At 60.9% G+C, this 13,952-nt stretch carries 12 protein-coding genes; 7 read left to right on the forward strand and 5 right to left on the reverse strand.

Going from position 1 to position 13,952, the window contains the following annotated elements; translation table 11 throughout:
- Window positions 1-116 precede the first annotated feature (116 nt).
- The gene (locus tag QRN10_RS12615) at window positions 117-1,352 is read left to right on the forward strand and encodes a sterol desaturase family protein (RefSeq protein ID WP_285428485.1); all 1,236 of its coding nucleotides are present in this window, start codon (window positions 117-119) and stop codon (window positions 1,350-1,352) included.
- On the opposite strand, the gene QRN10_RS12620 is transcribed toward QRN10_RS12615, so the two are convergent.
- Window positions 1,333-1,968 carry a DedA family protein gene (locus QRN10_RS12620; RefSeq protein ID WP_285428486.1) on the reverse strand — a complete coding sequence of 212 codons (636 nt, stop codon included), beginning with the start codon at window positions 1,966-1,968 and terminating at the stop codon, window positions 1,333-1,335. The genes QRN10_RS12615 and QRN10_RS12620 overlap by 20 nt on opposite strands.
- 207 nt (window positions 1,969-2,175) lie before the next feature.
- Between QRN10_RS12620 and hemB the strand changes: the two genes are divergently transcribed.
- Both hemB and ppk1 read left to right on the forward strand, forming a co-directional pair.
- Window positions 2,176-3,189 carry a porphobilinogen synthase gene (hemB, locus tag QRN10_RS12625; protein ID WP_181076362.1) on the forward strand — a complete coding sequence of 338 codons (1,014 nt, stop codon included), beginning with the start codon at window positions 2,176-2,178 and terminating at the stop codon, window positions 3,187-3,189.
- 18 nt (window positions 3,190-3,207) lie between these two features.
- Entirely contained in the window at window positions 3,208-5,430 is a 2,223-nt protein-coding gene (ppk1, locus tag QRN10_RS12630; protein ID WP_253509761.1) for a polyphosphate kinase 1, read from the forward strand.
- A gap of 65 nt (window positions 5,431-5,495) precedes the next feature.
- Here ppk1 and ppx read toward each other — a convergent pair whose 3' ends face one another.
- Entirely contained in the window at window positions 5,496-6,998 is a 1,503-nt protein-coding gene (gene ppx / locus QRN10_RS12635; protein ID WP_181076365.1) for an exopolyphosphatase, read from the reverse strand.
- Window positions 6,999-7,443: 445 nt separating this feature from the next.
- Here ppx and QRN10_RS12640 point away from each other — a divergent pair, with 445 nt between their 5' ends.
- The 4 genes from QRN10_RS12640 to QRN10_RS12655 all read left to right on the forward strand — a co-directional run bounded on the left by QRN10_RS12640 (window position 7,444) and on the right by QRN10_RS12655 (window position 11,940).
- The gene (locus QRN10_RS12640) at window positions 7,444-8,103 is read left to right on the forward strand and encodes a DUF1120 domain-containing protein (RefSeq protein WP_285428487.1); all 660 of its coding nucleotides are present in this window, start codon (window positions 7,444-7,446) and stop codon (window positions 8,101-8,103) included.
- A gap of 127 nt (window positions 8,104-8,230) precedes the next feature.
- Complete coding sequence (locus tag QRN10_RS12645) at window positions 8,231-8,929, forward strand: fimbria/pilus chaperone family protein (protein WP_431196901.1); 699 nt, start codon at window positions 8,231-8,233, stop codon at window positions 8,927-8,929.
- Between the two features lie 7 nt (window positions 8,930-8,936).
- Complete coding sequence (locus tag QRN10_RS12650; protein ID WP_285428488.1) at window positions 8,937-11,438, forward strand: fimbria/pilus outer membrane usher protein; 2,502 nt, start codon at window positions 8,937-8,939, stop codon at window positions 11,436-11,438.
- Window positions 11,428-11,940 carry a DUF1120 domain-containing protein gene (locus QRN10_RS12655; RefSeq protein WP_266247410.1) on the forward strand — a complete coding sequence of 171 codons (513 nt, stop codon included), beginning with the start codon at window positions 11,428-11,430 and terminating at the stop codon, window positions 11,938-11,940. The genes QRN10_RS12650 and QRN10_RS12655 overlap by 11 nt, the downstream gene beginning before the upstream one ends.
- Here the strand turns inward: QRN10_RS12655 and QRN10_RS12660 are convergent.
- Genes QRN10_RS12660 through QRN10_RS12670 form a run of 3 tightly spaced genes read right to left on the reverse strand, consistent with a single transcriptional unit; the run spans window position 11,912 to window position 13,951 of the window.
- Window positions 11,912-12,649 carry an amino acid ABC transporter ATP-binding protein gene (locus tag QRN10_RS12660; RefSeq protein WP_181076373.1) on the reverse strand — a complete coding sequence of 246 codons (738 nt, stop codon included), beginning with the start codon at window positions 12,647-12,649 and terminating at the stop codon, window positions 11,912-11,914. The two genes, QRN10_RS12655 and QRN10_RS12660, sit on opposite strands and share 29 nt — an antisense overlap.
- The gene (locus tag QRN10_RS12665; protein ID WP_181076375.1) at window positions 12,636-13,286 is read right to left on the reverse strand and encodes an amino acid ABC transporter permease; all 651 of its coding nucleotides are present in this window, start codon (window positions 13,284-13,286) and stop codon (window positions 12,636-12,638) included. Before QRN10_RS12665 ends, QRN10_RS12660 begins: the two co-directional genes overlap by 14 nt.
- Window positions 13,283-13,951 (reverse strand): amino acid ABC transporter permease, encoded by a 669-nt coding sequence (locus QRN10_RS12670; protein ID WP_181076376.1) that lies wholly within the window; start codon window positions 13,949-13,951, stop codon window positions 13,283-13,285. Before QRN10_RS12670 ends, QRN10_RS12665 begins: the two co-directional genes overlap by 4 nt.
- Window position 13,952 lies beyond the last annotated feature (1 nt).

Raw genomic sequence — 13,952 nt, forward strand, 5'->3', positions numbered from 1 at the left:
GGGCGTTTCTCCTGAGTTCTTGGCGTTAAATGTCTACTAATTTGTAACCTGTTGCCAATGGGATCTCACAGCGCTGCACCTAATCTTGATGTAACAAAAATAGACCGGACTTGCCCATGGACTTCGTGCCTTACGCGGTACCGTTTTTCATTGCCTTGATCGTGGTGGAATTGCTCGCCGACCGTTGGCGCGGCCAGCGCAATTACCGGGTGGCGGATGCCATCAACAGTCTGAGCACCGGTGTGTTGTCCACCACCACGGGCCTGTTGACCAAGGGTGTGGGCGTGTTGACCTATGCCTTTGCCCTTGAGCATCTGGCGCTGCTGGAGTTGCCGGCGCAGAGCCCATGGACGTGGCTGTTCGCGTTCGTGTTCTATGACTTCTGCTACTACTGGCTGCATCGGCTGGGGCATGAGCGCAACATCCTGTGGGCGGCACACTCGGTGCATCACCAGAGCGAGGACTACAACCTCACCACTGCCCTGCGCCAGACCAGCACGGGCTTTTTGCTGAGCTGGATCTTCTACCTGCCCCTGGCTGTGCTCGGTGTGCCGTTGGTGGTGTTTATCAGCGTGGCGTCGCTCAATCTGCTGTATCAATTCTGGGTGCATACGCGGCATGTGCCCAAGCTGGGTTGGTACGAGTGGTTCTTCGTCACGCCGTCCAATCATCGGGCCCATCATGCGCAGAATGCTCTCTACATGGATCGCAACTACGGCGGGGTGTTCATTATTTGGGACCGTCTATTCGGCAGCTTCCAGGAAGAGGACGAAAACGAACCGGTGATCTTCGGCGTGACCACGCCGCTGGCCAGTTGGAACCCGCTGTGGGCCAACCTGCAGTTCTATGCCCAACTGTGCAGCGATGCGCGGCGCACGCACAGCCTACGGGACAAGCTGCGCATCTGGTTCATGCGTACCGGCTGGCGCCCGGCGGACGTGAAGGCCAAGTACCCGTTGGCCAAGCCGGACCTGAGCCAGTTCAGCAAGTTCGAGGTGCCGCTGGATGTACGTCAGCAGGTGTACGTGGCCCTGCAATTTGTGGCCTACGCAGGCTTTGGCAGTTACTTGATGAACGTCGGCCAAGGCCTGCCCACGGCAGCGCTGATCCTGGGCTGGGGCGCGATGGCGCTGGGCTTGTTTGCCTTGGGCGTGGCCCTGGAGAATCGTCCCTGGGCATTGACGGCCGAGCTGGTGCGCCTGGCGCTGAACGTGCCGCTGGTATGGCTGGCGCCGTTGGTCGGGCTGTGGCCGGCAAGCCCGTTGGCCTGGCTGGGACTGGCCAGTTACAGCCTGCTCAGCGTGATCGGCCTTTACTGCTGCAGAAGCCGGCTTACTCGACTGGTGTCTTAGGTTTCTCGCTCGGCACCGGTTCGGCAGCGCGCTGGGCTTGCGCGTCGGCGCAGGCCTGACGGGCGATACGCGCATTTTTGAAGCGACGGCGCAGCCACAGACCGAAACCCAGCACCAGCAGCGCGCCCAGCACCCACAGCTCGTACTTCTTGACGCTGCCCAGCATGCCTTCGAGCACCGCGCCAAAATGGTACGCCGCTGCGCCCAGCGCGGCCGCCCAGATCGCCGCGCCGATGCCGTTGAGGATCAGGTAGCGCAGCGGCGGATAGCCGGACAGCCCGATCGCTACCGGCATCACGGTGCGCAGCCCGTAGACGAAGCGGAAGCTCAGCACCCAGATGTCCGGGTGCTTACGGATATGTTCCAGTGCCTTGTCACCCATCAATTGCCAGCGCGGTTTGCGCGCCAGCAGCTTGCGGCCATGCTTGCGCCCCATGTAGTACCAGAGCTGGTCGCCGGCGTAGCTGCCGAAGAAGGCAACGACCACCACCAGATTGATATCCATGTAACCACGGAACGCCAGAAAGCCTGCGAGCACCAGAATGGTTTCGCCTTCGAAGAAGGTGCCGAGGAAGAGGGCAAAGTAGCCGAAGTCATGCAGAAATTGTTGAAGCATGGTCTGGGTGCTGGCGAAATGAACGCGCAGCCTACGCCTTCGCGAACATTCATGAAAGTATCGAGATGTGTCACGAAGTGAACAATTCCTACGGAAACGACGAATGCGACTACAGGCCGCATCGATAAGCACAACTGTCATTCCTTCGTCATAATGGCCGCTTATAACTGCAACGCTCGCCCGTGAACCCGGGCTCAGGAGTCTGTCGTGAGCTTTACCCCTGCCCATCGTCTGTTCCCCGCCACCCGTCTGCGTCGCAATCGCCGTGATGACTTTTCTCGCCGCCTGGTTCGTGAAAACGTGCTGACGACCGGTGATCTGATTCTGCCGGTGTTTGTGCTGGACGGTGAGAACCGCCGCGAAGCGGTGGCGTCAATGCCTGGCGTAGAGCGACTGACCATCGACCTGCTGCTTGAAGAGGCGGCCGGTTGGGTTGAGCTGGGGATTCCGGCCCTGGCGTTGTTTCCCGTGACTCCCGCTGAACTCAAGTCCCTGGATGCTGCCGAAGCCTGGAACCCGGACGGGATAGCCCAGCGCGCCACCCGTGCACTGCGTGAACGCTTCCCGGAGCTGGGAGTGATCACCGACGTGGCGTTGGACCCGTTCACCACCCACGGCCAGGATGGCATCCTGGACGCTGACGGCTATGTCGAGAACGACATCACCGTCGATGCACTGGTCAAGCAAGCGTTGTCACATGCCGCGGCCGGCGCGCAGGTGGTGGCGCCGTCGGACATGATGGATGGCCGCATCCAGGCGATTCGAGAGGCCCTGGAGCTGGCCGGCCACGTCAACGTGCGGATCATGGCCTATTCGGCCAAGTACGCCAGCGCCTACTACGGCCCGTTCCGCGATGCGGTGGGCTCGGCGTTGAACCTGGGCAAGGCTGATAAAGCCTCGTACCAGATGGACCCGGCCAACAGCCACGAGGCCTTGCACGAAGTGGCCGCCGATCTGGCCGAAGGGGCGGATATGGTGATGGTCAAGCCCGGGATGCCGTACCTGGACATCCTTTACCGGGTCAAAGAGGAATTCAAGGTGCCGACCTTCGTGTATCAGGTCAGCGGCGAATACGCCATGCACATGGCTGCAATACAGAATGGATGGTTGAGTGAAGGGGTGATCCTTGAATCCCTGACTGCCTTTAAACGTGCCGGGGCTGATGGCATTCTGACCTACTTTGCCGCCCGCGCCGCCCAATTGCTTAGAGAGCAACAATAGCCCTCACAGGAACACTCGATGAATACCGAAGGACTCTCCGAAGTTGCCGTAAAAGACGCCCACCCGGTGGTGGAGCAAGTCACCGAGACGCCGCCGGAACATGAGCCGCTCGCCCCCGTCGTCGCCGCTGAAGTGCCGGTGCCGGCCCCGGTGGCGCCGGTGGTCAACCTGGATGACAGCAGCCTGTACATCCACCGCGAGCTGTCGCAACTGCAATTCAACATCCGCGTGCTGGAGCAGGCGCTGGATGAGTCCTACCCCTTGCTGGAGCGGCTGAAATTCCTGCTGATCTTCTCCAGCAACCTGGATGAGTTCTTCGAGATCCGCGTCGCCGGCCTCAAGAAACAAATCACCTTCGCCCGTGAACAGGCGGGTGCCGACGGTTTGCAGCCGCACCAGGCCCTGGCGCGCATCAGTGAGCTGGTCCACGGCCATGTGGATCGCCAATACGCGATCCTCAACGATATTCTGCTGCCGGAACTGGAAAAACATCAGGTCCGCTTTATCCGTCGCCGGCACTGGACCACCAAGATCAAGACCTGGGTGCGTCGCTACTTCCGCGACGAAATCGCGCCGATCATCACCCCCATCGGCCTCGACCCCACGCACCCGTTCCCGTTGCTGGTCAACAAGAGCTTGAACTTCATCGTCGAACTGGAAGGCATCGACGCCTTCGGTCGCGACTCCGGCCTGGCGATCATCCCGGCGCCGCGCTTGCTGCCACGGATCATTAAGGTACCGGAAGAGGTGGGGGGCGCTGGCGACAACTATGTATTCCTGTCGTCGATGATCCACGCCCACGCCGATGACCTGTTCCAGGGCATGAAGGTCAAGGGCTGCTACCAGTTCCGCCTGACCCGTAACGCCGACCTGGCGCTGGATTCCGAAGATGTCGAAGACTTGGCGCGCGCGCTGCGCGGCGAGCTGTTTTCGCGGCGTTACGGCGATGCGGTGCGTCTGGAAGTGGCCGATACCTGCCCCAAGCACCTGTCGGACTACCTGCTCAAGCAGTTCAACCTGGGCGAGAGCGAGCTGTACCAGGTCAATGGCCCGGTCAACCTCACGCGCCTGTTCAGCATCACCGGCCTGGACAGCCACCCGGAGCTGCAATACACGCCATTCACTCCGCAGATCCCCAAGCTGTTGCAAAACAGCGAGAACATTTTCAGCGTGGTGAGCAAGCAGGACATTCTGCTGCTGCACCCCTTCGAGTCGTTTACGCCGGTGGTCGACCTGCTGCGTCAGGCCGCCAAAGACCCCCATGTATTGGCGGTGCGTCAGACCCTGTACCGCTCCGGCGCCAATTCGGAAATCGTCGATGCGCTGGTAGACGCCGCGCGTAACGGCAAGGAAGTCACCGCTGTTATCGAACTGCGTGCGCGGTTCGACGAAGAGTCCAACCTGCAACTGGCCAGCCGCCTGCAGGCCGCAGGCGCGGTGGTGATCTACGGCGTGGTGGGCTTCAAGACCCACGCCAAGATGATGCTGATTCTGCGTCGCGAGGCCGGCGAAATCGTGCGCTATGCCCACTTGGGTACGGGTAACTACCACGCCGGCAACGCCAAGCTCTACACCGACTACAGCCTGCTGACCTCCGACGACGCCTTGTGCGAAGACGTCGGCAAGTTGTTCAGCCAGCTGATCGGCATGGGCAAGACCTTGCGCATGAAAAAGCTGCTGCATGCGCCGTTTACGCTGAAAAAGGGCATGCTCGACATGATTGCCCGCGAAACCCAGTTCGCCCTCGACGGCAAGCCGGCGCACATCATTGCCAAGTTCAACTCGCTGACCGACCCGAAAATCATTCGTGCGCTGTACAAGGCCAGCCAGTCCGGCGTGCGCATCGACCTGGTGGTGCGTGGCATGTGCTGCCTGCGTCCGGGGATCGTCGGGGTTTCGCACAACATCCATGTGCGGTCGATCATTGGCCGCTTCCTGGAACACACCCGCGTGTTCTACTTCCTCAACGGCGGCGAAGAGCAGATGTTCCTCTCCAGCGCCGACTGGATGGAGCGCAACCTCGATAAGCGCGTCGAGACCTGTTTCCCGGTGGAAGGCAAGAAGCTGATCATGCGGGTCAAGAAGGAGCTGGAAAGTTATCTGACCGATAACACTCACAGCTGGAGCCTACAGTCCGACGGGCGCTATGTGCGCAACACCCCGACCGGCAACCAGAACCCGCGCAGCGCGCAGGCGACGTTGTTGGAGAAGTTGGGTAGCCCGATTCTGGCGGTGAACTAGCAGACAATACGGTCTGAAAATGAGGGAGGGAGCTTGCCCCCTCTCACATTTATTTTCGGTGTTCTCTAGCGCAGGTTCAGACTGAACCCCACCCGCGTCAGCCACTCCGCTTCCTGGGCAAAATCGGCCTGGGTCAACTGGTTTTCATCCAGCCAGCCTTTGGGGAACATGACTTCCAGGCTGTCGCCATCGGCCCGCAGTTTTACCTGGGGCATTTCCTGGGTACCGCGGATGTGGTGGAACAGGATCGCAAAGCGCAGCAGCACGCACAGTCGAATCAGTTTGATGCCATCGTCACCGAACTCCGCGAATTTGTCCTTGGGGATATTACGGCGATGGCCGCGCACCAGCAGCGCGAGCATCTGCTGGTCTTCCCGGGAGAAGCCGGCCAGGTCCGAGTGCTCGATCAGGTAAGCGCCGTGCTTGTGGTAATGGTAGTGAGCGATATCCAGGCCCACCTCATGCACCTTCGCCGCCCAACCCAGCAGTTCGCGCCAGACGCCGTCCTGCAGGTCCCAGTCCTCGGCCACCTGGTCGAAGGCATGCAGCGCCTTGCGTTCAACACGGGCCGCTTGCTCCAGGTCGACGTGATAACGCTCCATCAATGAGCTGAGGGTGCGTTCGCGCACGTCTTCATGGTGGTGGCGCCCCAGCAGGTCATACAGCACGCCTTCGCGCAGGGCGCCGTCGCAATGATCCATGCGTTGCAGTTCGAGGGCGTCGAAAATCGCCTCCAGAATCGCCAGGCCGGCCGGGAAAATCGTGCGGCGGTCGGGTTTGATGCCATCGAAGTCGATCTTCTCGGCATCCCCCAGCTTGAACAGCTTGCGCTTGAGCCACGCCAGGCCTTCGGCGTTGACCTCGCCGGTGCCATGCCCACCCGCCTTGAGGGCCAGGCCGATGGCGCGGATGGTGCCGGACGAGCCGATCGCCTCATCCCAGGTCAAGCGGTGCAGCGCGTGCTCGATGCTCATGATCTCCAGGCGCGCCGCCGTGTAGGCCTGGGCGTAGCGCGCCGGGGTGATCTTGCCGTCCTTGAAATAACGTTGGGTGTAGCTGACGCAGCCCATCTGCAGGCTTTCGCGCAGCAGCGGTTCGAAACGCTGGCCGATGATGAACTCGGTGCTGCCGCCACCGATGTCCGCCACCAGGCGTTTGCCGGGAGTGTCGGCGAGGGTGTGCGACACGCCGAGGTAGATCAGGCGTGCTTCCTCACGACCGGAGATGACTTCCACCGGGTGGCCGAGAATCTCTTCGGCGCGGCGGATGAACTCGACACGGTTGCGCGCTTCGCGCAGGGCATTGGTACCGACGATTCGAACGGCGCCCAGCGGCATGCCGTTGATCAATTGAGCAAAGCGCTTGAGACAATCGAGGCCGCGCTGCATGGACTCTTCATTGAGCTGGCGGGCATCGTCGATCCCGGCAGCCAGTTGCACTTTCTCGCCGAGCCGTTCGAGGATGCGGATCTCACCGTTCTGGGCCTTGGCCACGACCATGTGAAAGCTGTTGGAGCCCAGGTCGATGGCGGCGATCAGGGACAGATTCTTGGCTTGGGATTGCGGCATGGTTTGGGGGTCTCGGTCGATAACCTGACCATCGTGCCACGATCGACCGCTGACGCCAACGCGTAGCGCTGCGGGAATGTCACAGAGGCGGTCTGTAAGAACTTGCCGTAGGACCTATAGGTCTTCCTTTCGTAACTCTGTTACGTCTTCGTTCGGTGTCGTAGGAATCTTTTACTTTGACGGGTGATAGTGCTGTTTATGATTTCACCTACAGCTGGAAGGACAGTGTTCCGTTTGTTGTTTTGTTTAAGCCTACTGCCGTGGGGCTTTAAGCCGACAATTTATTTTTATCACTCCCACAGTTATTGAAGTCTCGTCTTATTTTTCGCCCCTTTGCTAAAGGAACAGACTGTCACTCGGCAATTTTGCCGTGGCGTTATTTATTTGTTGTTTTTCCTGATTACAACAATAAATGCGCCTGACAACTTTAAGTGACAGGTCAACTATGAAAAGAATTGTTGGATTGACTTTCGGGATCGCATGCCTGGCTGCGGCCCTCAATGCTCACGCAACCACCGGCGCCGAACTGATCGTCAGGGGTACGATCAAACCGGCCGCATGTAATCTTAGCCTGAGCGCAGGTGGCATTATTGACTACGGCAATATCCCTTCCGGCTCATTGCTGCCAACGGCATTCAACCCACTGTCGCCAAAAAACGCGCCCCTGAGTGTCAGTTGCGGCACCACTCCAGCCAAGTTCGGCTTGAGATTCGTCGATCTGCAGGCCAGCAGCAAGGTGACGGGCATCCTGGGGGATCTGGGTACGGGCTATACCGAGGCGCACAACTATGGCCTGGGCACCGTAGCTGGTCGCAAGACCGGCGGTTTCGCGATTAACCTCAAGGACCTGCGTACGTCCAGCACCACCCTTTACCCCATCATGCGTGTCGGTACAACGGGTACCTGGCAAAACTCGGACGGCAAGGTTGCCCAGTCGCCCAGCCAGTACTCGTGGCGCAATGGCGCGACCGTGACTCCGGCGTCGATCACCCAATTGACCGGAACCCTGGAAGTGAGGGCCGTCATCAATAAGGGGCAGGACTTGGATCTAGGTCGCGATACCGTCATTGATGGGCGTGCGACGCTTGAGCTGAGTTACATCTAAAAAGCGATTTAAAAACAGTCGATCAGACACCTTCGGTATTTCTGTTCGACTGTTTTTGTGTGGGCGCTCGACGGCCAATAGTTAACTTGAACGACGCGGGGAACACTGAGTGCTTAGTCTTTCGATAATAAATAGTGCGCGCGTGTTATGTGCCGGTTTGTGCCTGTGGGTTACCGGCGCTGCGGTAGCTGACGGTATGTTGCCGGAAACTACAATAGTTGTGCTTCATGAAGAGCAGGGCGAGGCCACAATCAACATTAAAAATACCGATGCGGCGCCAGCGCTGCTACACGCCGTCATTGAAAACGTGCCCGAAGACAGGGAAGCGCTGCTGGTGGTGACGCCGCCCATTTCGCGGGTGGAGGCAGGTGAAACCCAGTTGGTGCGCTTCATCAGCGCCGCCACGGCGCCTCTGAAAACCCAGCGGTTGAAGCGCGTGTCTTTCGAAGGTATCCCCCAGGCCCGTGCAGCGGGCGGTGCGACCATCGGTATCACCCTGCGCCAGAATTTACCGCTGATCCTGCACCCGCGCGGGCTTGCGGTGCACCACTCTCCCTGGGAACTGCTGAAGTGGAAGCGCTCGGCGGAGCAGCTCGTAGTGTCCAATGACAGTGCCTACGTCGTGCGCCTGGCGCCGGAGGTGCTGCTGCTGCCACACAAGGCCCTGGCGACATTGCCCCGCACTTATATCCTGCCGGGCGAAGTGCTGACGGCAGCGGTAGAGGGGCGCCTGGAAGGCGTGTCGGCTGTCGAGATCCAGCCGGCCACGGTCTACGGCTTTTCGGCGGACAGTTACCAGGCGTCGGTCAGCGCCGACGAGGGTTGATCAAGCCATGAGCAACCTGTCGAATAACCGGCGCGCGGCACCTTCCTGGGCGTGTCGACCGAGCCTGCTTGTGGGCGTCGCGACGTTATGGAGCTTGCCTGGCGCTGTGCCTGCGCTGGAACTGGGCGAGGGATTCGACCTGGCGGCGCTGACCACCCACGGTATTGACCCGAAAGTCTCCGATTACTTCCGCACGGCGGCGCGTTTTCGCGAAGGTGTCCAGGTGGTCGGCCTGCGGGTCAATGGCAACCCGCTTGGGCTGGTAGATGCTCGTTTCGACGCTCAGGGGCAGTTGTGCTTTACCGCGGATTTGCTGGATAAGGCCGGGCTGGTCAAGCCCCGCGCCCTCGTTCGAGAAGGGGCCAAGGCGGAGCAGGGCTGTCATGATTTTCTCGCCGATTTCCCCGCCACCATGGTGCGGCTGCGGCCCGGCAGCGATGAAGTCGCATTGGTGGTGCCCACGCAGTCGTTGCGCGAACCGCAATGGGAGAGCGGGCAGTTCGCCACGGGCGGTGCCGCGGGGTTGTTCAACTATGACGTACAAGGCTTCGATAGCCACTCGCGCAGCGGCACCAGCCAATTCGTGTCGGCGTATACGGAAGCAGGTTTCAACGTCGGTGACTGGATCGTTCGCAGTCGCCAGTATTACGTTTCCGACAATGGCAAGGCCCGCACCGAGCACCAGAGTGCCTTTGTGCAGCGGGATATCGCGGCGCTGCAGTCGACTTTTCAAGCCGGTCAGATATCCAGCAATAACCCTCTGTTCGGCGGCCTCCAGCTGTCCGGCGTGCAGTTCTCGCCGGATGGTCAATCGCGCGTGCCGGCGGGCAGCAACAATGCGGTCGTGGAGGGGCTGGCCCAAAGTCAGTCGCGGATTGAAGTGCGCCAGTCCGGCGCGTTGATCCACAGCACGCTGGTGCCCCAGGGGCCTTTCCGGCTCACGGGGCTGCCGTTGCTCAACGGCACCAGCGACCTGGAAGTCAGCGTGATTGATGTGCGCGGTGGCAAGCGCAGTTTCGTGGTGCCGGCAGCGTCGTTTGCCGGGGCTGCGCCTGCGGCGCCGGGCTATTACTTTTCGTTGGGTAAGGTGCGTGAGCAGGCCGCTGACGCAGCGCCGCCGCCGGTTGTTGCCATGGGCGGCGGCACCTGGGGCCTGGGGCGCGATTCATCGGCGGGCTTTGGTTTGTTGAGCACCGAGGACTACTGGTCGGCCGGTGGCACCCTGAGCAGCGTGTTTTTCCAGCGGGTTTCGGTGGGCGCGCGTCATAACCAGTCCCGAGACAGCCTCAATGCCATTTCCGGGTCTCGCAGCAGCGTGAGCGTGAGCAGCCCGGTGCATGCCAACATAGACCTCAACCTCAGCGCCACCACCCAGACCCAGGGGTATCGCGAGGTGCTGGAGGCGGGTCGTCCGGTCAAATCCGGCGACTTGGATTCGCGCTTCAAGAATCAGTACACGGCAGGCGTGAGTTGGCTCGATCCCACGCTGGGTGCCTTTTCACTGGGCTACACCCGTGGCGCTCAATTTGACGGGCAAGCGGCAGAGCACCTGTTCGCTTCCTGGAACAAGTCGTTCAGATACGCCGACGTTGGCTTGATCGCCGATTCGCAGGTCGGCGGCACCCGAGCGCGTCGTGACGTCGACACCGGCGACAACCGGCGCGACTCGACGCTCGACGATGACCTGTTCGTGCGACTGCAGGTCAGCGTGCCGCTGGGTGGGGATCGTCGTGTCAGCAGCTACGTCAGCCGCCGTGGGCAGCAGTCCCGGGCGGGTTCGGCGCTCACCGAGCGGGTCAACGATTACGTGAACTACGACATAGGCGTGGAGCGTGACCTCAGTGCGCGCGAGCAAACATTGCATGGCCAGTTGAACCTGATGCCACGGTTTACCCGGATGGGGCTTGGGGTCAGCCACGATTCGCAAGGCAGTACTTATTCCGGGCAGTTGCAAGGCGGTGTCGTCGCTCACGGCGGCGGGGTGACCTTTTCGCCCTACACCGTGCAGGACACCTTTGGCATTGTCTCGGTCGGCGACATTGGCGCTGCCAGAATCAGCACTCCGCACGGGCCGGTATGGACCGACTTCAGCGGGCAGGCGGTGATCCCGGGCTTGCCGGCGTATACCGATAGCCGAATCGAAGTGCAGACCCAGTCCCTGCCAAAAAAGGTGGATTTGAAGAACGGCACCAAAGTACTCGCCGCCAGCCGCGGCTCGGTCAATAACGTGGCATTCGATGTGGTGAAAGTGCGTCGTATGTTGGTCACTGGTCGCGATGAGCAAGGCCGACCGCTGCCCCAGGGGGCTTCGGTGTTCGACAAGAACAACCGCTTCCTGACCAGCGTGGTGGGCGAGGGCATGATTTTCCTGAATGACGCGAACGACTCACAGGAACTGCGGGTTTCAGTGTCGCAGGCTGCCACGTGCCTGCTCAAGCTCACGCCCGGCACCCAGCCGGACCATGACAAGTTCTACGAAACGACATCGGCGGTGTGCCATGGTGGTTAAGCTTAAAACGTTGGGCGGCGCCCTGTTCTTTGCGGCGTTGATGACTCCGGTGGCGCAGGCGCAGGACTGTCGGCTGTCATTGAACCAATCGACGCTCGACTACGGTGTGATTCGCCATGAAGCCGTACTGGGCACACGCCTGCTGCACTTGAGTGTCCTGTGTACGCAGCCTTCCGCCATTGCCCTGCGTTTCAGCGGCGCGGGCGATGCGGAAGGTTTCCGCTTTGGGCAGCAGGGGCGGTTCCGATTGACGCTTAAACATGCCCAAGTGGACGGGCGCGCCATCGATTGGTCGGGCGCCCATCTACCCGGTGACTCCAGCGTTGCGCCGTTGCCGCCGGGCCAGGTGCTGGTGGCGCGAGCAGTTGGGAAGCGCTTGATCGCCCAGGTCGAAATAGAGGTCGACTTGCCCGCCGACGCCTTGCAGGTACGCAACCATGTCGTGCTGGAGGGGCGTGGCAGCTTCGAACTGGTCAGCCCGACTGTTCCACTGAGCCGATGAAGTTGGCGAACTCGGGGGTTCGGGGGTGGGCGAATAGCTGCTTTGGGTCGCCTGCTTCATGCACCTTGCCCTGGTGCATGAATACCAGCTTGTCGCCGACTTCCCGAGCAAAGCGCATTTCGTGGGTCACCATGATTAATGTCATGCCGTCCTTGGCCAGTTGGCGCACCACGCTGAGCACTTCATTGACCAATTCCGGGTCCAGGGCCGAGGTGATTTCATCGCACAGCAGCACCTTGGGTGACATGGCCAGGGCGCGCGCGATAGCCACGCGCTGTTGCTGGCCACCGGACAGCCGATCAGGGAAAGCGTCGAACTTCTCGCCCAGGCCCACGCGCTCCAACATCTGCCTTGCCAGCTGTGCCGCCTTGGCCTTGGGCACTTTCTGTACCACCTGCGGCGCCAGCATGACGTTCTCCCCCACGGTCAGGTGCGGGAAAAGGTTGAATTGCTGGAATACCATGCCGACCTTCTGCCGCAGGCTGCGCAGGTCGGCGCGGGCGGCGTCGAGGTATTCACCGTCGACTTCGATCACCCCATCGTTGATCGACTCCAGGCCATTGAGGGTGCGCAGCAAGGTGGATTTGCCCGAGCCACTGCGGCCGATGATCGCCACCACCTGGCCTTCTTCTACCGTCAGGTCGATGCCCTTGAGGACGTGATGATCGCCGTAATACTTATGCAGGGCGGAAATTCTAAGCAGAGGCATGCAGTCTCCTTTCCAGGTAGCGCGCGCTGAGGGACAGGGGGTAGCAGAGCAGGAAATAACCAAGGGCCACCAGGCCATACACCATGAAGGGTTCGAACGTGGCGTTGGCGAGCATGCCGCCGGTCTTGGTCAGTTCGGTGAAGCCGATAATCGAGGTGACCGCCGTGCCTTTGACCACTTGCACGGAGAATCCCACCGTCGGCGCTACGGCAATGCGCAGGGCCTGGGGCAGGATCACGTAGCGCAGTTGCTCAAGCGGGTTGAGGGCCAGGCTGGCCGATGCTTCCCATTGCCCATGGGCGATGGAGTCGACGCACCCGCGCCAGATCTCGGCGAGGTAGGCGCTGGTAAACAGCGTCAGGGCAATCGCGGCCGCCAGCCAGGGCGATATATCCACACCGAGCAGGGCTATGCCGAAAAACACCAGGAACAACTGCATCAGCAGCGGCGTGCCCTGGAACAGTTCTATATAGAGGCGCGCGATATTGCGCGTAAACGCCGTGCGGCTGATGCGCAGGATCATCACCAGCATACCGATCACGCCACCCCCTACGAATGCCACCAGCGACAGCAACAGCGTCCATTGCAGGCCGGTCAGCAGGTTGCGCACGATGTCCCAGAAGGAAAAATCACTCATCGGCTGTTCCTCATCACAAAACGGCGGCCGATCCAATTGAGCAACTGGCGAATCATCAATGCCATGCACAAATACACCAGCGTGGTGAGGGCGTAGGTTTCAAACGCACGGAAATTGCGCGACTGGATAAAGTTGGCGGCAAAGCTCAGTTCTTCGGTGGCGATCTGCGAACACACCGCCGAGCCCAGCATGACGATGATGATCTGGCTGCTCAGGGCCGGCCACACCTTGCCCAGCGCGGGCAGCAGCACGACGTAGCGGAAGGCTTCGAAGCGGGTCATCGCCAGCGCGGCGGCGGCTTCCAGTTGACCGCGAGGGATGGCCTGGATGCCGGCACGGATGATCTCCGTGCAATAGGCTCCCAGGTTAATCACCATCGCCAGCACGGCGGCTTGCCATTCGGTGATGTTCAGGCCCAGTGAAGGCAGGCCGAAAAAGATGAAGAACAGCTGTACCAGAAACGGTGTGTTGCGGATCAACTCGACGTAGACGCCAAAGACCCAGGCAAAGGGCTGGATTTTCCAGGCGCGCACCACGGCGCCGACGGTGCCCAGTGCCACCCCCAGGATTGCGCCGATGGCCGTGAGCTCCAGGGTAAAGAGCGCGCCGCGCAACAGCAGGTCGGTATTGGCCAGTACCGGCACAAAGTCAAATTGGTACGCCATC

This window comes from Pseudomonas sp. lyk4-R2A-8, assembly GCF_030209095.1.
Lineage (GTDB): Bacteria > Pseudomonadota > Gammaproteobacteria > Pseudomonadales > Pseudomonadaceae > Aquipseudomonas > Aquipseudomonas quebecensis.